Origin of the sequence: Micromonospora sp. CB01531, from assembly GCF_001905095.1 — a bacterium.
Lineage (GTDB): Bacteria > Actinomycetota > Actinomycetes > Mycobacteriales > Micromonosporaceae > Micromonospora.
This window is the reverse complement of the sequence record NZ_LWLS01000092.1, coordinates 12637-30056: the sequence shown is the minus strand read 5'-3', so window position 1 is coordinate 30056 and position 17420 is coordinate 12637. Positions and strand designations below refer to the sequence as shown.

Annotated in this window: 14 protein-coding genes; 6 read left to right on the top strand and 8 right to left on the bottom strand. The window is 70.2% G+C overall.

Translation table 11 applies throughout. From position 1 onward, the window contains the following. Nucleotides 1-138: 138 nt before the first annotated feature. Genes A6A27_RS27720 through A6A27_RS44525 form a run of 5 tightly spaced genes read right to left on the bottom strand, consistent with a single transcriptional unit; the run spans nucleotide 139 to nucleotide 6950 of the window. A complete protein-coding gene (locus tag A6A27_RS27720; RefSeq protein ID WP_073837583.1) occupies nucleotides 139-759 on the bottom strand; it encodes a response regulator transcription factor in 621 nt (206 codons plus the stop codon). Beyond that, on the bottom strand, nucleotides 756-1970 hold the full coding sequence (locus A6A27_RS27715) for a sensor histidine kinase (protein ID WP_073837582.1): 1215 nt from the start codon (nucleotides 1968-1970) through the stop codon (nucleotides 756-758). The genes A6A27_RS27720 and A6A27_RS27715 overlap by 4 nt, the downstream gene beginning before the upstream one ends. Next, nucleotides 1961-3862: an AfsR/SARP family transcriptional regulator gene (locus A6A27_RS27710; RefSeq protein ID WP_073837581.1), complete on the bottom strand. Its 1902-nt coding sequence runs from the start codon at nucleotides 3860-3862 to the stop codon at nucleotides 1961-1963. The genes A6A27_RS27715 and A6A27_RS27710 overlap by 10 nt, the downstream gene beginning before the upstream one ends. After that, nucleotides 3859-5250, bottom strand: coding sequence for an AfsR/SARP family transcriptional regulator (locus A6A27_RS27705; protein WP_073837580.1), 1392 nt, complete (start codon nucleotides 5248-5250; stop codon nucleotides 3859-3861). Before A6A27_RS27705 ends, A6A27_RS27710 begins: the two co-directional genes overlap by 4 nt. Then, nucleotides 5250-6950, bottom strand: a complete 1701-nt coding sequence (locus A6A27_RS44525) for a DJ-1/PfpI family protein (protein ID WP_198940478.1) — start codon at nucleotides 6948-6950, stop codon at nucleotides 5250-5252. Before A6A27_RS44525 ends, A6A27_RS27705 begins: the two co-directional genes overlap by 1 nt. Nucleotides 6951-7075: 125 nt before the next feature. Here A6A27_RS44525 and A6A27_RS27695 point away from each other — a divergent pair, with 125 nt between their 5' ends. Continuing rightward, on the top strand, nucleotides 7076-7348 hold the full coding sequence (locus tag A6A27_RS27695) for a GAF domain-containing protein (protein ID WP_338013313.1): 273 nt from the start codon (nucleotides 7076-7078) through the stop codon (nucleotides 7346-7348). Here A6A27_RS27695 and A6A27_RS27690 read toward each other — a convergent pair whose 3' ends face one another. Continuing rightward, nucleotides 7349-8548 carry an acyl-CoA dehydrogenase family protein gene (locus tag A6A27_RS27690; protein ID WP_073837578.1) on the bottom strand — a complete coding sequence of 400 codons (1200 nt, stop codon included), beginning with the start codon at nucleotides 8546-8548 and terminating at the stop codon, nucleotides 7349-7351. Between the two features lie 1083 nt (nucleotides 8549-9631). Between A6A27_RS27690 and A6A27_RS27685 the strand changes: the two genes are divergently transcribed. The 4 genes from A6A27_RS27685 to A6A27_RS27670 all read left to right on the top strand — a co-directional run bounded on the left by A6A27_RS27685 (nucleotide 9632) and on the right by A6A27_RS27670 (nucleotide 13515). Further along, nucleotides 9632-10267: an RNA polymerase sigma factor gene (locus A6A27_RS27685; protein WP_073837596.1), complete on the top strand. Its 636-nt coding sequence runs from the start codon at nucleotides 9632-9634 to the stop codon at nucleotides 10265-10267. Beyond that, entirely contained in the window at nucleotides 10267-11313 is a 1047-nt protein-coding gene (locus A6A27_RS27680; RefSeq protein ID WP_073837577.1) for a CU044_5270 family protein, read from the top strand. The genes A6A27_RS27685 and A6A27_RS27680 overlap by 1 nt, the downstream gene beginning before the upstream one ends. An 870-nt stretch (nucleotides 11314-12183) precedes the next feature. Continuing rightward, nucleotides 12184-12738, top strand: coding sequence for a hypothetical protein (locus A6A27_RS27675; protein ID WP_241825493.1), 555 nt, complete (start codon nucleotides 12184-12186; stop codon nucleotides 12736-12738). A 120-nt stretch (nucleotides 12739-12858) separates the two neighbouring features. Continuing rightward, nucleotides 12859-13515 carry a hypothetical protein gene (locus A6A27_RS27670; RefSeq protein ID WP_198940477.1) on the top strand — a complete coding sequence of 219 codons (657 nt, stop codon included), beginning with the start codon at nucleotides 12859-12861 and terminating at the stop codon, nucleotides 13513-13515. A 67-nt stretch (nucleotides 13516-13582) separates the two neighbouring features. On the opposite strand, the gene A6A27_RS43530 is transcribed toward A6A27_RS27670, so the two are convergent. Then, nucleotides 13583-14035, bottom strand: coding sequence for a MarR family winged helix-turn-helix transcriptional regulator (locus A6A27_RS43530; RefSeq protein WP_073837575.1), 453 nt, complete (start codon nucleotides 14033-14035; stop codon nucleotides 13583-13585). Between the two features lie 97 nt (nucleotides 14036-14132). Between A6A27_RS43530 and A6A27_RS27660 the strand changes: the two genes are divergently transcribed. After that, complete coding sequence (locus tag A6A27_RS27660; protein ID WP_073837595.1) at nucleotides 14133-15425, top strand: phosphodiester glycosidase family protein; 1293 nt, start codon at nucleotides 14133-14135, stop codon at nucleotides 15423-15425. A gap of 101 nt (nucleotides 15426-15526) precedes the next feature. Here the strand turns inward: A6A27_RS27660 and A6A27_RS27655 are convergent, their stop codons facing one another. Beyond that, nucleotides 15527-17275, bottom strand: a complete 1749-nt coding sequence (locus A6A27_RS27655; protein WP_198940476.1) for an amidohydrolase — start codon at nucleotides 17273-17275, stop codon at nucleotides 15527-15529. Between the last annotated feature and the right edge of the window lie 145 nt (nucleotides 17276-17420).

Below are 17420 nucleotides of genomic sequence, written 5' to 3'. Positions count from 1 at the left end.
AGGTCGAACGCTGCCCGTCGGCGTCGGCGCGCACCCGCGGACCGAGCGTCCTGACCAAGCCGTGCAACCCGCCGGTGAGCAGCAAACTCCCCCTCGCCGAACTGGAACGAATAGTGGCCATGATGGTCTTCTCGGTGCCTACTGGAGGAGGCCGCGGGCCATGGCGGTGGTCACGGCCGCCGTGCGGTCGGTGACGTCGAGCTTGGTGAAGACGCGGTACATGTGGGTCTTGACGGTGGCCTCCGAGATGAACAGGGCCGTGCCGATCTCCGCGTTGGTCAGGCCCCGCGCGACCAGCCGGAGCACGTCGATCTCGCGTGCCGACAGTGGCGGCTGGGCCGGGGAACGCACCTGCTGGACGAGTTTTGTGGCCACCGAGGGGGCCAGCACGGTCTCGCCGCGGGCGGCGGCGCGCACCGCGCCGGCCAGGTCCGTCCGCGTTGCGTCCTTCAGCAGGTAGCCGGTGGCGCCGGCGGCGACCGCGCGCAGGATGTCGGCGTCGGACTCGTAGGTGGTCAGCACCATCACCCGCGGCGGCGCGGGCCCGGCCACGATCTCCGCCGTGGCGGCGACGCCGTCCATGCCCGGCATACGCAGGTCCATCAGGACGATGTCCGGCGCCAGGTCGGTGGCGAGCCGCACCGCCTCGGTACCGGAGGAGGCCTCACCCACCACGGTGAGGTCGGGTTCGGCCTCGAGCATTCCGCGCAGGCCTTCACGGACCACCGGGTGGTCGTCGACGAGCAGCACCCTGATCACTGCGGCACCTCCAGTGTGAGCGTCGTACCCTGGTCGGCGTCCCGGCCACTCTGCACGGTCAGCGTCCCGCCCACCTCGTCGGTCCGGGTGCGGATGCTGCGGAGCCCGAACCCGCCACTGGCGGAGGCGGGGTCGAAGCCGCGCCCGTCGTCCGACACGACCAGCCGTATGGCGTCCGGTTTGTACCCGAGCGTTACGGAAACCTCGGACGCGAACGAGTGCCGGCGGACGTTCGCCAACGCCTCCTGAGCCGCGCGCAGCAGGACGACCTCGACCGCGGTCGGCAGCGGCCGTACCGTGCCGGACAGCCGGTAGGACGCGCGGATCAGCGTCTGCTCACCCAGCCGGGCGACGAGGTCTCGGACCGCCTCGTCGAGCGGGCCGGCGTCCAAGGCGACCGGCGCGAGCGCGGCCACGAGCGCCCGGGATTCGGCGAGGCTCTCCCGAGCCGTGCGCACGGCGACGTCTATCCGGTGCCGGGCCCGGTCACCGTCCGGGTTGCTTTCCAGGTCGTCAAGATCGGAGCCGGCGGCCTGCAGCAGCGCGATGATGCTGGTGAAGCCCTGCGCGAGCGTGTCGTGGATTTCCCCGGCGAGGCGGGCCCGTTCGGCGGCGACACCGGCCTGGTGCGAGAGTCTGGCCACCTCGGCCCGGGACTGCTCCAGCTGCACGATGAGGTCCGCCCGTTCGCGGCTGCGGCGCACCACCTCCCGGATCCACAGGCCGAGCCCCAGCGACAGGATCGCGCCACCGACCGCCATCGGCAGCAGGTGGGTGTGCAGTTGCCCGGCGAAGCCCTCACGCTGGATCGCGACGATCGCCGGCAGGGCGTTGGCGAGTGTGGTGACGGCGGCGGCCGGCCACATCGGCAACATGCGGAAGACGAGCGGGCAGATCGCGAACAGCAGGAACGAGCTCGGCGCCGCTCCGGTGAGCGCCACGAGGAACAGCACCAGCACTGCCGCGAGGAAGCCACCGGCGCGGCTGTCTGTGGTGCCCCGGCGCGCCAGGCCGCGCCCGTACGCCAGGTACAGCGTCGCGATCGCACCCAGCGTGATGGCGGCGAGCCAACGCCGGGCGGCGGACGCCTCGGACAACGCCACGGCTGCCAGTGTCAGGGCGAAGACCGCCGCGAAATAGGCGTCCCAGAGTCGGCCAGCACCCTCGCCCGCGCCCTGAAGGCTGGGCCGCGCGTCCACACTCACTCCCATACCGACCATCGTCGCCCGTCGTCGGGGGCGAGGGAAGCTCGCCCGTGCCGGGCGAGGCGGTCGAGGAGGCCGTACCGCGCCAGGACGCGCCGTCGGGCGCTGTCGAAGGCCCGTGCCAGCTCGACCGCGTACGCATGGACCAGCCGGTTCATTACAAAACTGCCCGGCTGCGGCTCGGCGATCAGGTGCTCCGCGACCAGCTCGTCAAGCAGCGGTCGCACCCCGGCCGGCCCTGCCTCGACCAAGCCCGCGGCTGCCGCCTCGCGGATGGCCGGGCTCGGATGGAGCCCGAGGAGACGAAACAGTTGCGCCGCCTGGGGTCCAAGGGCCTGGTAGGACCAGGACAGCACTGTGCGGACATCGGCCCGCACGTCGGTGCTGGAGAACCGGTCGAGGTCGGCGTCGGCTGCCTGCAACTGCCTGGGTAGATCCGCCAGCGGTGCGGTGGGACAGGCCACCCCGTGGGCAGCGACGATGGCCAGCGCCAACGGCAGGCCCCCGCACACGTCGACGATGCCGTTGACCGCCTCGGGCTCGCCGTCCACCCGGTCGGCGCCGAGCCGGGCGGTGAGCAGTGCACGCGCCTCCTGCCGATCGAGGGGTTCCAAGCGGAGCGCTTGCCCTCGGGCGCGGACCACCACGTCGCTGAGCATGTGACGGCTTGTGATGAGCAAGAGGCTCGGCGATCCGCCGGGCAACAGCGCACGCACCTGGCCGGCGTCTCGGGCGTTGTCCAGCACGATCAGCGCACGCCGGTCGGCCATGACCGACCGGTACCGCTCGGTGAGGCCGTCCAAGTCGGTGGGCATCTGCGAGCTCTGCTCACCGAGCGACCGCAGGAGGATCGTCAACGCCTGCGTGGGTGTGAGGGCTGGCCGAGCGTCGTACCCGCGCAGGTCGATCCAGAGCTGGCCGTCCGGGAAGGCGTCCGCGGCGCGGCGGGCGAAGTGGGCCGCCAGTGCGGTCTTGCCGATGCCTCCCATGCCGGTCAGCGCCGCTACTGCCGGCTGCCGGTCACTCCTGTCGATCAGTGCCTCGAGCTGCCGCAGTTCTGGTGAGCGCCCGACGAACCCTGCGATCGCATTCGGCAGTTGCCGCGGCACGTCCGGCGGGCCGGCCAGGTCAGCGGTCGCGCTGTGGCCGGACAGCACGCTCGCGTAGAGCCGCTGCAACGCGCGCCCGGGGCCGACGCCGAGGTCCGCGGCCAGCTGTTGCCGAGCCTGGTGGTATGCCTGCAGCGCGTCCGCCCGCCTGCCACTGCTGTGCAACGCCGTGATGAGCTGGTGCCACAACGGCTCGGCAAGCGGGTACCGCGCTAGATGGCGCAAAGCGGACTCGGCCGTCTCGTCGAAGCGGCCCAGCTGGAGGCCGACGTCGTGGTACCGCTCGACGATGCGTAGTTGCTGCTCGTCGAGGACTGGGACATACCTGCCGTGCAGCAGGTCCGACGGCACGTCGCACAGCGGTTCACCGCGCCACAGGTCCAGCGCCCGGCTGAGCGCGGCGAGTTCGTTTTGCGGATCCGTGCGACGGGCTGCCGCGTCCGCCTCGTCCACCAGCCGCGTGATCGACCACGCGTCGACCGCGTTCGCGTCGATGTCGATGCGGTACCCGCCGGCGTCTCTTGCGATCACCGGAGCGAGCCCGGCCTCCATGAACAAGGCGCGCACCCGCAACACGTGCAATTGCAGTGCACGTCTCGCGTTCGCCGGCGGACGCGTGCCCCAGACGGCCTCGGCGAGATTGGCGACCGGCACGGCCTGCCCGGGCGCGAGCAGGAGCGCGGCGAGGAGGATCCGGTGCTTCGGCGAGCGGATGTGCAGCTGACCGTGTGTGGTGGAGCGCACGGCCAGCGGTCCCAGCAGACCGAAGCTCAGGTCGCCGCGGTTCATGGGTCCTCCCCGCCGTCGAGCTTGTTCAGGGGCAGGACGCGAGCGCCGTTCGCCGCGACCAGACCGGCCAACCGGTCACGGCTCGTGACAAGGACGGCGCTGCCGGGCCCGCCGGGAAGCAGCGGCCGGACATCCTCGGCGTTGCGAGCGTGGTCGACCACGACCAAGGCCCGTCGGCCGTCCATCAAGGTTCGGTACAGCCCAGCCCGGCTGTCTGGATCGGGTGGAATCACCTCGTCCGGTGCACCGAGCGCCCGAAGGAACCGGCCGAGTGCGTTGCCCGGCGATATCGGGTTCTTCTGGTGGCCGCGCATGTCGACCCAGAGCTGGCCGTCCGGAAACCGGTCGGCCGAAAGTCGCGCCCAGCGCTGCACCAGCGCTGTCTTGCCGACGGCCGCCGCGCCGGTGACCACCACGACGGGCGCCGGTTGCGGCTCGCGTGGGTCGTGCCCGGCGACCATGGCATCCAGTTCGGCGAGCTCCGCCATCCGTCCGGTGAACCCGGATACGTCGGCCGGTAGCTGACGCGGGACCGCAGGCGGCAGAATCGCGCCGCTGGTGCGGGACCGGAGACCGTCGAGGATTGACGCGTGCAGGCGCTGCAGTTCCTCGCCGGGATCGATGCCCAGTTGCTCGGCCATGTGCCGGCGTCCGGTGTGATACGCGGCGAGCGCGTCCGCGCGTCGACCGTCGCAGTGCAGCGCGGTCATGAGCTGCGCCCGCAGCCGCTCGCGCAACGGGTGCGCGGTCGTCGCCTCGAACAGTTCCTCCACCACCTCACGATGGCGTCCGAGGCGCAGTTCGGTGTCGAAGCACCGTTCGAGTACGCGTAGCCGTTGCGCACGCAGACCCGGCGTGTGCAGTCGGTGCAGCGTCTCGGAGGGGACGTCGGCCAGCGGTTCGCCGCGCCACAGGGACAGCGCTCGCCGCAGCGCCGCGGCCTCCGCGACGAGGTCCGGCCGGTTCGCCGCCCGATCGGCGTCGTCGAGGCATCGTCGGAACCGGTTGAGGTCGAGGGACTCCGTTGGCAGCTCGATCCGGTAACCGTCGGCGCTGGTGGTGATCACGCCGGCGCAGCCGGCCGCGTCGAGGAGCGCGCGAAGCCGCACCACCGTGAGCTGGACCGCACGTCGCGGACTGTCCGGCTCGCGGCCGTCCCACAGGGCGTCGACGAGGTGCCGGACCGGAAGGACGCGGCCGCCTCCCAGTAGGAGCGCGGCGAGCAGCGTCCGGTGCTTGGGCGAGCGGACGGGCACGGGTCGGCCCTGGACCAGCATGACGAACGGGCCGAGCAACCCGAACGTGACGGCGTCCGCGGGGGAGCGGTGGATCTCCGGCGGCACCATGACGTCGGGCGGCCCGATGCGCCGACCGCTCGAACTGCTCATTACGCGGCTGCCGGAGCGCGGTGGTCGTCCTGCTGCACCGGTCGGCGTGTCCGGCGCCGGTGTACGGCCAGCCCACCGGCGAGTAGGGCCAGGCCGGCTAGCGCGAGGACGACCGGGCGGAGGGTGCGCTCCCAGGGCCAGCCGCGGCCGGTGAGGGTGATGTCTCCGGTCGGGTACTCCAGGAGTTTGGCTCGCCACGCCGCGGAGGGGACGTCGACGTTGGTGGCGATGTCGCGTAGTGGTCCGTCGAAGGCGAAGCCGGGTGTCGCGTGCAGGTACGTCGGCTGGAGGTCGTGGGTCGTGGGCGCGTCGTGCCGGGCGGCGGCTGCCGCGCCGGGCACCAGCAGTCGGTCCAGTTGTGGTGCGTCCGCGAGCGTCGCGCGGGGCACGAATGTCAGCCCGTGCCGGGAGCGGATGGTCGTGGCTCCTGGCGACACGGCGAGCGTGCGGGCGGCGTAGACGGCCTCGGTGTAGGTGGTGAACGGCGAGGCGAGTTCGAGTTCACCGACGCCGTCCGAGAGCAGGACCCCGGCCGTTGGCGCGTCCCAGCGGTAGGACTGGTTCAGTGCGGCGATCGCGTCGCCGGGACCGAAGCGCTGCACGGGAATCGGCAGCGGCGTTCCGGGGGAGTAGTGGCGCCAGCCCACGGCCTGTGCCGCAGCGGCGGCGACCTGCGTGTCGGTCAGGCGTTCGATCACGCGTAGCGTGCCGTCGATGCCGGAGAGCACGCCGGCGGTGCTGATCACCTGGCCGTCGTCGACGTAGCGGACGCCGCGCTGCCACCGCACGTCAGGGAAGTCCTTTTCCAGGCCGTCCAGGTAGTACCAGTGCGATGTGGCGGTGTGCCCGTCGAGCACCCCGGCGGCTGCGGCGACCTCGCCGCCCACGCACACGCTGAGGATCAGCGCGCCGTCGTCGGCCTGCCGCCGGAGGAAGTCGAGCACCGCCGGCTCGTCGGTGCGCGGCATGGCGGGTACCACGACCACGTCTGCGGCGCGGCCGCCGAGCCGGGTGGTCAGGGACTCGAACGTGACATCGGGTACCAGGTCCAGGCCGCCGGTCAGGGCGACCGGTGCCGGGGTCGGGGCGGCGGTGAGGACGTTGAAGCGTCCCGTGACGGCCAGCACCTCGAATGGTCCGAGCGTGTCCCCGGCGTGGGCCCCCTCGGCGCCGAGCACGACGACGGCGGTCGGCAGCGTCGGGTCGAAGGGCCGTGATGCCGGTGCCGGGGCGCCCGGCGAAAGCGCCGGCGGCGCGTACACGCTTCGTTGGTTCATTGTGGCGACCGTCGCACCGACCGACACCGGCAGTACCGCCAGCGCCAGCACCACCGCGCCGAGGCGTACCACGGCGCGCGGCAGTCGGTGCCCGCCGCGGGTGTACTCCGACCGCCGCCGCAGCATGACCGCGACCATCGCGATCACCATCAGCACGTGGCCTCCGGTCATGACGACACCGGCGGAGACGGCGCCGAACCAGTACGGCACGAGCAGCACGATGAACGGCGCGTACATCGCGGCGGCCATCTCGCCGATGCCGGCCCAACCGTGGCCGCGTACACGCATCCAGACCGCCATGCCGATGGCCATGCCGGTGGCCATCGCGAGCGTACGCACGTCGGTCCGCTCGATCGCGCCGGGCAACGCCAACGCCCACAGCGGCCGCAGCGCGAACATGCCGACCAGCATCGCCACGACCATCTCAACAAGATGTACGCCAAACCGGAAGACGGGTCGCATCGTTGTCTCCAAACCCTTGATTGCGGAGAAGGCTGCCCGCAGCTCGGCAGGCCGCCGGTCGATGTGTCGATCGTGCGCCGGCCGGGGTGCCGCGCGGGACGGCGACAAGACGGAATCCGGTGTCAGTCGATCGATGGACAGTCCCGCCGCCGACTACCCGAGATTCGCCGGCAATCCGGATCGGTATCCGCTCCTGCCCAGGGGCGCCACTGATCGACCACACCGGTGCGACGCTCGGCACCATCTGTGTGGTGGACACCGAACCGCGCCCCTGGGGACGACCGGGACTGGAGACCGTCAAGGCCCTCGCCCAAGAGTTGGTGGAGCGGATCAACCAGCGTGACCGGCGTACGCAGTAGTCAGCGGGCACCCGCAGCCGCCGTCACGGCTGCGGCAAGCCGCTGCGACCACTGACCCTTCGAGTGCCCCAGCGCCATCTCGCCCAGCCGGAGCATCTGCACGTCGGATGTTCCGGCCGGAGCGAAGATGTGGTACGCGTCGCGCACGTACCGTTCCAGCGGCCGATCGGTACACAGACCGCTGGCCGCCTGCATCTCCATCGCGTTACGCGCCGAGTCCAGCGCGTATTCGACGTTGACGAGTTTGGCGTTCATCAGCTCCGCGTCGCAGGGCTGCCCCTGATCGAGTAGGTGCACCGCGTGGTACGCGGCCAGACGCGCGGTCATCAGCCGCGACTGCATCTGCCCGATCTTCAATTTGATCGACGGTATCTCGTGCAGCGGCTTGCCGTAGCGGTGCCGTTCCGCGGCGTACGCCACCGTCTCGTCCATGACGGCCTGGTGGATGCCCAGCGAGACGGCCGTCAGGTTGGGACGGCCGTAAAGAACGCTGGACGAGTAGGCCACCGCCAGCCCGTCTCCCTCCTCGCCGAGCATGTTGGCCGCAGGAACCCGGCAGTCGTCAAAGTTCAGCTCGCCGAAGCTAAAGCCGTGCAAACCCATGGCAGGCCGGTGCGGACCCAGCGAAAAGCCCGGACGGTCCGACTCCACCAGGAACGCCGACAACCCCTTGGAGGCCGGCCCTGTCCGCACCACGACGCCGTGCAGGTCGCCCACGTGGCTGTTGCCGACGAAAACCTTCCGGCCCGTGAGGATGTAGTCGTCGCCGTCACGCACCGCTCTGGCCGTCATGCCGAGGACATGTCCACCTGACTCCGGCTCGGTGACCGCGATGGTGGGCAGGCAGTCACCGCTCGATATGGCCGGCAGCCACGTCTTCTTCTGGGTATCACTGCCGAAGTGGACGATTTTGGCCACGCCGAGCTGCGAGGCCTGCACCATCGCGCCCATCGCACCGCTGACCCGCGCCAACTCCTCGATGACGATGGTCTTCGCCATGTGCCCCAGGCCCATGCCACCGTATTCGGGGCTGATCGTGACACCGATCCAGCCCTGACGGGCGATCAGCCGAGAAAGCTCGTGCGCCACAGCACGGGAAGCTTCCATCTCCGGTACCCGGGGCCGCACCTCGGCCTCCGCGAACGCTCTGACTTCCTCCCGCAGCCGTTCGTGGCGGGCGGTAGCGAAATAGCCATCCATCCCCAGGACCCCTTCATGAATTACCCGTTGACGTGATCAAGGCAGGTGCACAGCGGCACCGCTCGTAGGCCGCCCTGTGCGCCTTGGTGCGACTCAACGCGGGCTTCTCGCACGGCGTAGAGCGCGTGGGTGTTGACAAGACGCCACGCGAAGCCGGGCGATCCGTCAGCGAGCGTTGATGCGATCGGAGCGCATTGCCCGGCCAGCCCTGGCAGGATGCGAGCTCGAGGTAGCTGTCCACCGGCGGAACCGTATTCGCCGCCCACCCTCTGGGGACAGGTGCGGCGGTCATCAGGTCCGGGATTCTGGGAAACGTGTCCTGTCGGACCGCTTCATGCGCCCCGGCCAGCTGCTGCATTGCGCTCCTTGATCCGCTTGACGCTGTGCGACACCAGCAGCGTGCCGGCCGTCCAGTCAAGGCGGCCCGCAAGCGGGCCGCGCCGGCCGCGCTCGGCCTGCTGGCGGCGCAAGCGCCGGCATCGGCCGGCGCGCCGGCCGATTGCGGACTGCCCCAGTACCCGGAACGTTGCCTCCGGCGGGGATCTTCGACAGAGATGGGGCCGCCCACCTCCACCGTGAGTCCGGGCGAAGCCGAACGGGCCTGCTGCCCGACGTCAACACGGTGGATCGTTGTGTTGACGTCGGGCAGCAGGCCCGTTCCACGGTGTGCGGACTCACGGCGGAGATGGGCTTGAGGCAGAGGAGCGGTATGTGCAGAGGTGCTGTCCTCAGCGATCTTCCGGCCAGTTCAAAGAAGCGCTCCGGCCAGTTCGGGCGGACCGGACAGCACTGCGCGGAGCTTGTTGATTTGCGGGAACTCACTTCTCCTGCAACGACCCATAGGCTCGATTTCGCGAGGCCGTGCGGGGGGCCGAAGTTGCAGGTGCTACTGCTTCGGAGGACGGGTAGACGCGCAGCGGTGGCGGGTGTTGTTCGACGACCTGATGTTGACGGTCGGGCAGGGTTTCCGCAGGCCTGAGCCGCGTCGCCCCGGCGCGTGACTTCGTCCGAGGGCTGCTGGCGCCCTTCACTGCGCCTGACGGGAACCGGGACGTGGGCCGCGGACAGTTATCACGTGTGGAGATGAATGTGCGCCAACGGGTTCGCCAGGGGGATCCTGAGGCGTTCCGTGAACTGTTCCACGCGCACGCGCGCGCCGTCTACAACCATGCCTTCCGGCTGATCGGTGACTGGTCGGCGGCGGAGGACGTGGTGTCGCTGACGTTCCTGGAGGCGTGGCGGCTGCGCGAACGGGTCGACATCGATGATGCGGCCGGGTCGCTGCGGCCCTGGCTGCTGGGCATCGCCACCAACGTGGCGCGCAACGTGCGTCGGACCGCGCGCCGCCACGAGGGTGCGCTGGCGCGATTACCCGATGCCGAACCGGAACCGGACTTCGCCGAGGGCGTCACCGCCCGGCTGGCCGACCGCGAGCGGCTGGCCCGGGTGGTGGCGGCGCTGCGGTCGTTACGGCGCGCCGAGCGTGAGGTGCTGGCGTTGTGCGTTTGGTCGGGCCTGGACTACGCGCAGGCTGCGGCAGCACTGGACGTACCGGTGGGCACGGTCCGCTCCCGGCTCTCCCGGGCCCGCAGGAAGCTCACCACACTCGTCGCCGGGGGTGTTGTGGAGCCTCAGCGGATACGGCGGGAACCGCCGGCCCGCCCCGGACAGGTAACAGTCGACCGCGACAACGCGGTCCGGTTCGTTCAGGAGATCTGATGGACATGACCCCGAACCAGCCCGCCGGCGATGACCGTGACGAGGTGGCCCGGCTGCTGCCGGAACTGGCGGAGGTTGATCTACCTGGCGGCCGCCAGCGCCAACTTCAGGAGTTTCTGATGAGCGAGATCCAGCGGGACCAACGCGAGTCCGGGGCGGCCCGCCGGGTGCAGCAGCGGCTCCTTTTCGCCACCGCGGGCTTGGCGGCCGCCGCTGTCGCCGCCGTGGCGGTCGGTACCGGGGCCCTGCACACCGGCACCGTGCCCGCTGGCAGCCTGCCCACTGACACCACACCGCAACATACGGCGCAAAACCCACCGTCGAACCACGCCCCGGCCCCCGCGTTCGAGCTGGCCGCCCAGTACGCAGCCGCGCAACCGTACACGCCGCCCCGCCCGGACCAGTGGGTCTACGTCAAGGACCACAAGAGCAACCCGAGCTCGATCGCCAAGGACAAGGGCCAGCGGCAGGACGAGATCACCGAGGTGTGGCGCAGCGTCGACGGCTTGAAGATGGCCGAATGGAACCCCGACACCGGCAAGTTCGACACGTGGACGCAGGACAACGGCTACCCCGAGGCGGTCGCGCTGCCCACCGACCCGGGCAAGCTGCTCGATGCCGTCCGCGGGCAACTGCAGCATGAGGCTGGCGGCGTACCAGCGCACATCAAACCGTCGGATGACATGGACAGCCTTCTGTTCGGCCGCCTCGCGATGATTCTGGAGAGCAACGTGCTCCCGCCGCCGGTTGCGGCGGCGCTGTGGCGGGGGATCGGCATGGTTCCTGGGGCTACTCAGGAACCGGGGACGGTCATGGTCAACGGGCGGCCGGTGGTGGCGGTCGGCCGGGTTCAGGAGGGTTGGCGCTTCGAGCAACTTTTGCTGGATGCCGGCACACACGAGTTCGTCGGGTACCGCTCCGTGGCGGCCAAGGATCACACGTTCACGTCGCCCACCGGGCCCATTCGGATCAAGCGGGGCGAGGTCCAGTTCACCATCACCCGGGTGGCGGCGAAGTTTGTCGACAAGGCCGGCCAGACCGGCTGAAGCCCAGCGCCCGGCGCACCTGGGGGGTGACGGCATGGCGCGGATAGACCTGGCCGCCGAGCAGATCGACTGGTCACGCGGGTAAGACCCTATCGGCAAACGACCTTAGGAGATGTCCACCGCCCACCGGGTTGGGCCATTAGCGGGCCATTACGCCTGGCCGGAATAGATCCTTGGCCGCCAGATTCTCGACGTTTGTGTCATCAAGTTTTTTGAGCGGCGTAACGTTGGGTTGCCCGCTCCACATTTTGCAGACATGGGTTCTGACCAGCCACTTTGGGTGGCACAGCCGGCCGCCACGGCGGTCGGACATCGGTGCAGCGGGTGGCGGCCGGCCAAGATCGGGCCGCGGATCCCTGCGTGAGCTTGGCCCGAGGTTGGGCCACAGGCTGTTTGTCCAGCTCAAGTAGCCTGCTCGGCGGTCCGAGGCGGAGCCTCTCTGGTGCGTCGGTGCAGTGGTGCGTCAGTTGGCCGGCCGCGCCGGCGCCCGCGCCCCATCGGGGAGTGTCACGCAGGTCCCGAGACCGGACGAGTCATCCAGGAGCCGGCTCCACAGCCGTTCAGGGTCAGGTCAACCGCTCACCTGGGAGAGGGAGGGGGCGGCCGCCGGTGGCCGGCGCCGACCCGGGGGGCCGGGTCCGTGCCGGGCGAGGTTGGGTCAACTGCGCCACTGTGGCGGTGTCCGCCGGGGTCGCGGTCCGTGACACGAGATGCGACTCAGTCTGTCCCGGCAGCGTCCGTACGTGCGTCAAGGTCAGCTGGACGTAGCGGCCGGGTGGCAGCTCGCTCTCCCCAGCGGCGGGTCGACGGCGAACGCGATGGCAGGAGGTTCCCTACCGATTCTTGCCACCCGCTCGGACAATGATCGGCATGGCAGAGATGAGCCCGCGTAAGGTTAGACGGCTGGGCTGGCTGTTCATGCTGGGCCTCCCGTTGTTCGGGTGTGCCGTCGACTTCGTCCTCCTCCTTGTCACGTATGTGGTGCTGGCCTCGATCGCTCCGAGCGTGCTGGGTGAGGTGGCCGCCAGCCCTGCGAGGTTCGCTGCGTGGATCGCGCTGGTGAGGCTGCCGATGATGCTCGCCTACACGCTGGCCGGTTCCTGGCGCGGCTTGATGGCCTTGGTGACCAGGGGCGAGGTTCCCGATCCTCCCGTACAGAAGGGTTGGCGTCGCACCCTGGTCAAGGTGCGCGGCTGGGTGGCAGATGCCGCTTGGTCAGTGATGGCCGCGCTGATCGTCTTCGACCATGTGGCCGATCCGGGCGATGCACACGTCTGGCAGCTCGTTGTCGTGACTGCTGTCGGACCGTTCCTGCTGCCGGAGTCAGTGAAGGGATTGTTCTGGTTGCTGCGCTGGTGGTGGCGACGGAGGCGCACATACCACGCACGGCACGGGAGGCCCGATGAGGAGCCCATCAATATCTGACACCACACCCGGGCCGGGCTGCGGCTGCAGCTTCCTTTACGACCGGATCCGCAATCGTATCGGGACTGGACGTGGGTCGAGGCTCCGATCAGCCTGCCGTCCACGGTTCCCGCCTCGGCGGTGCTGCACCTGCCCACCCTCCGCCTCACCGACGGCAAGGTCCGCGCCGACATGGCACACACGCACCCGGTGCCGAAAGCCGCCCGCACCGGCCACACCGTGGCGGTCGGTGTGGACTGGGGCCTCAACACCCTCCTCAGCGCCGGAGCCCTACGACTGGGAAAGGATGGCCGGATCACAGCGTTGGGGACTGGTGGACAGTTCCGCGCCGCCGGGGTCCTGGCCAAGCAGCACCGCCTGCGCCGCCACAGGGAGCGGCTGCACGCGAAGGCCGACCAGTACGCGCGGCTGCTCGGCGGCCGCCCCGACGAGCAGCTGAGAGCGAAACACGAGGTGCTGGCCGGCAAGATCCGCCACGTATCCACCCGCCGCTCCAACCTCAATGACGCGCTCGCGTGGGCCGCCGCCCGCTGGACCGTCGACCAGGCCATCGCCGCCCGGGCGACCGTCATCTACCTGGAAGACCTACGGTCGATGGAAGCGCGAGGCATGGGCCCCACGCTGAACACGCGCCTGTCCCAGCAGGTCCGCGGAAAGATCACCGACCGGATCCGGCACCTCGCCGCCGAGCACGGTATCGCCGTGGTCACCGTCCCCGCCCACAACACATCCAAACTGCCCACAATGTTTGACCCCGCTACTCTGCGGTGGGCCTGACGGGCCCGGTTGCGTCGACCGGTCCTGGGATCGGCGATGCCAGGACGCTGAACCACCCGCAGACCATTCAGTCCTGCTCGCCGGCGCGGCTGGCCAACGCTGTTTCGACGTTGTCGGCCATGACCGACAGGATCCGAACGGTCTCGGCGTACTGCTCGGGGCTGAGTCCGTGCAGCAGCAGCCGCCGAGTCTCGCCGACGCGCTCGGCCGCCCAACGGTGCGCCGCGCGCCCCTGCTCGGTCAGGGTGAGCGCGTCGCCGTCGTCCGCCACCCATCCCCACGTGACCAGGCCGTCGGGACCGTCGAGGATCGCGCCGAAGTGGGGTACGCCGTCCGGCCAGAACGGCGCCAGCGCCTGCTCGATCTCGCCGCGGCTCCGCGCCGCGCTAGCCAGCACGTTCAGGATCTGCCACTGCCGGCGGTCGAGGCCGAGGTCGCCCAGCGTCGCGTCGAACTGCTCCTCGATCAGGTTGTGCAGGTGCTTGAGCCAGTAGCCGATCGGCTTGTTGGTGCCGCTCACGTCGACTCCTTCGGGTCAGCTGTTCCTCAACCACAATTCGGCTCGGTGTCAAGTGGAGTCGGGACCGTGGTTCCTCGGCGCCGCCAAGATCACGGCCATGACTGTTTCCACTGCTGACCTGTCCCGCTTCCGCCGGGCCGGCGCGCTCGCGGCGGCCACCCTCGCCGCGGTGGCGCTCGGTGTCGTCCCGCAGGCCCGGGCCGAGGCCGCCACCGACGCCCTCCCGCTCGGCGACGCCGACCTGACGGAGGTACGCACCAGTCGTGCCCTGGCCGAGGGCGTCACCCTTACCCGGATCGAGCGGGGCAGCGCGCCGGCGCCCGCCGACCAGATCAACACCACCACGCGGGGGCCGTGGGTGATCAACGTGCTCGCCATCGACCCGAGCAAGGCCCGCGGGCACCTGAAGGCGACGTACGGCCCGGACCTCGCCAAGGTCGAGAAGACCACCGACCTGGTCCGCGCCTCCGGCGCCCTGGCCGGGGTCAACGCCTCCTTCTTCACCTTCACCGCCAGCCAGCTCTACCCGGGCGACCCGGTCGGGCTGGGGCTGTTCGGCGGGAAGCTGCTCAGCGAGCCGATCGCCGACCCGGCCGAGGTCAACTTCGTCGTCGACGCCAACAGCAACCGCGCCCTGACCGGGAAGCTGAGCTGGTCGGGCAGCGTACGGAACCGGCAGACCGACGCCACCCTGCCGCTGGAGTTCATCAACCACCCGCCGGTCGTGCCCGCCGGCTGCGCCGCCCTCGCCGACCAGACGCAGTGCACCCTCCCCGGCGACGTCGTCGAGTTCACCCCCGAGTTCGCCGCGGCCACCCCGTCCGGCGCCGGCGTGGAGGTCGTCCTCGACCGGCTCGGCTGCGTGGTGCGCACCTCCACCACCCGGGGCACCACCCTCGCGGCCGGCCAGACCTCGCTGCAGGCCACCGGGCGGGACACCGCCGCCCTGCTCAACGTGACCGCGCAGGGGTGCGTGAGCACCACCTCGACCCTGACCGACCAGAACGGCGAGCACCTGCCCGTGCGGCCCGGCCTGTTCGGAGTGACCGGGCGGTACCCGCTGACGGCCGACGGCCAGATCGTCGTACCGGCCGGCTCCGGCAGCTTCTTCGACCGCAACCCGCGCACCATCGCCGGCACCACCCGAGACGGAAAGATCGTCCTCGCGACCATCGACGGCCGCCAGACCACCAGCGTCGGCACCACCATGGACGAGACCGCCGCCGTCGCCCAGGCGCTCGGCATGTCCGACGCGGTCAACCTCGACGGCGGCGGCTCCACCGCCATGTCCGTCGAGGGCGCCCTGATCAACCGACCCAGCGGGTCGACCGAGCGGGCCGTCGGCGACGCGCTCGTCTACGTGGACGGCCCGTACCGCAGCGGCAACTGACCGCCACCAGCAATGGGCCGCAGCAGCGGCCAGGCGAGAGGGGCGGCCGAGGTGGCGCCCGGCCAGGCGATCGGCTGCCTGGCCGGGCGCACCGGTACGGATCAGTCCAGCGGGGGCAGGTTCGACGGTGGCAGCGCGGGCCCGAGGTCCGGGGCCGTCTCGGTCGAGACGACCCGCCGGGGCGGCCACTTGACGCCGGGCGGCGGCCACGACTGCCCGGTCCGCTCCAGGAACCACGACGGCGGCTCGTACAGCGGCAACTCGTAGTCGCCAGGCAGCAGGCTCTTCCACTTGATCTTGGCCGTACGCCGGTCGAACTCGTCCTTCATCTCGCCCAGCACCGTCGGTTGGGTCAGCAGGTCGATGGTGGTGGCCGCCAGGTACTTGGCGGCGATCAGGGTGGTGAGGTGCCCGGCGTGGGAGGCCGCGGTCGCGGTGTGGTGCCACGAGTGGTTCTTCGTGCCGCCGGGCTGATGCGCGGTCCCCATTCCGATCGTCGGCACCTGCCAACTGATGTCGGCGACGTCGGTCGAGCCTCCGCCCATGAAGACCGTGGCCGGCGGTCGCAGCTCGGTGATGGTTTCGGAGAAGCCAGTCTCCGCCGTTCCGTTGGACCGTTGCAGCGCCTTGCCGAACGCCTGGTCCTGGGCCGAGAACTTCGGCGCACCGATCTGCGTCATGTTGGCGTACATCAGCTCGGCGCCCCGCTTGTTGCCGAGCTGGTTCCAGACGCCACCCATGATGCGGTACTCCATCCGGGTGCCGGTGGCCATCGCCGCCGCCTCCCCGCACTTGATGATCTTGTCCATCAGGATCTTCGCGCGTTCCGGGCTGCCCTCGCGGGCGTAGTACCAGATGCTCGACAGCGTGGGGAAGACGTTCGGCGCCTGACCGGTCTGCCGGATCGCGTAGTGCATCCGGGAGGTGTGCGCCTGGTCGCTCTCCCGCAAGTACTCGGTCAGCATCGCCATCGCCGTCACCGCGTCCTGGCTGGATCGGGTCGCGAGCGGTGACCCGCCGTGGCCGTCCGTGCCGAGGAAATGGAAGGCGATGCTGTACATCGCGTTGCTCGACGACCAGCTCGTGCTGTTGCCGCTGCTCGGATGCCAGTCGACGAAGGCATCAAGGCCCTTGTAGACGCCGGCTCGCACCGCCACCGACTTGCCGACCAGTTGCTCCTCCGCCGTCGAGCCGAAGAACTTGATCGTGCCGTCGAGGTTACGAGCGCGCATCGCCGTGGCGGCCGCGACAGCCGCACCCGCCGCGGCCGCGCCGAGCGCGCAGTGGCCGCACCCATGCCCGAAGCCGTACGTGGGAGCGTACGGGTCGTGGTGGTAAACCAGGGGCGAATGCTGCGGGTTGCCCTTCTCCTGCGACAGCCCGGGTAGCGCGTCGTACTCCCCGCTGAATCCGATCACCGGCTTACCGGTGCCATGGCTGAAGGTGGCGACGAACGCGGTGGGCATGCCGCCGGCGCCCCACTTGATGGTGAAGCCGTTGGCCTGCAGGAAGTCCGCCTCGGCCCAGGACGAGTTCCACTCGGCCAGGGATGGCTCGGCGTACTCCCAGATCCGGTCATTCAACCCCACGATGCGGTGTTCGTTGCGGTCGATCCAGGAGATGGCCGAGTCCTTGGCCTGCGAATCGATGGCGAGTGCGGTCGGTGGCTCGTAGTTGACCGGGTCGGCGGGCATTGTCTTCGGGTCGAGCGCGAGGTCCGACGCGGCGGCCAGTGCCGGGTCTGAGGTCAGGACGGGGGCGACGGCCAACCCGGCGCCGGCCGCGCCGAGAAGTCCCAGCAGGTCGCGACGGTTCATGCCGGAGGGCTCAAGATGATCGGTGTCACACACCAGGCACTCTCCTTCATCCGGTGGGCGAGCTGACCCGGACGACGGAGCACCGGCGTTCGGGCCATCGGCGCAATCATCCATGGAAATAGCACGATTAAACAATGGGTGACTGATCAGTAACTCATCGTCTTTTGGTGGTCGGCGG

What these genes read in the sequence shown, in the direction of transcription:
- A6A27_RS27715 (WP_073837582.1), bottom strand. Translation starts at nt 1,970, where the DNA reads ATGGGAGTGAGTGTGGACGCGCGGCCCAGCCTTCAGGGCGCGGGCGAG.
- A6A27_RS27710 (WP_073837581.1), bottom strand. Translation starts at nt 3,862, where the DNA reads ATGAACCGCGGCGACCTGAGCTTCGGTCTGCTGGGACCGCTGGCCGTG.
- A6A27_RS27705 (WP_073837580.1), bottom strand. Translation starts at nt 5,250, where the DNA reads ATGAGCAGTTCGAGCGGTCGGCGCATCGGGCCGCCCGACGTCATGGTG.
- A6A27_RS44525 (WP_198940478.1), bottom strand. Translation starts at nt 6,950, where the DNA reads ATGGTCGTGGCGATGCTGGTCGGCATGTTCGCGCTGCGGCCGCTGTGG.
- A6A27_RS27690 (WP_073837578.1), bottom strand. Translation starts at nt 8,548, where the DNA reads ATGGATGGCTATTTCGCTACCGCCCGCCACGAACGGCTGCGGGAGGAA.
- A6A27_RS27685 (WP_073837596.1), top strand. Translation starts at nt 9,632, where the DNA reads ATGAATGTGCGCCAACGGGTTCGCCAGGGGGATCCTGAGGCGTTCCGT.
- A6A27_RS27680 (WP_073837577.1), top strand. Translation starts at nt 10,267, where the DNA reads ATGGACATGACCCCGAACCAGCCCGCCGGCGATGACCGTGACGAGGTG.
- A6A27_RS27675 (WP_241825493.1), top strand. Translation starts at nt 12,184, where the DNA reads ATGGCAGAGATGAGCCCGCGTAAGGTTAGACGGCTGGGCTGGCTGTTC.
- A6A27_RS27660 (WP_073837595.1), top strand. Translation starts at nt 14,133, where the DNA reads ATGACTGTTTCCACTGCTGACCTGTCCCGCTTCCGCCGGGCCGGCGCG.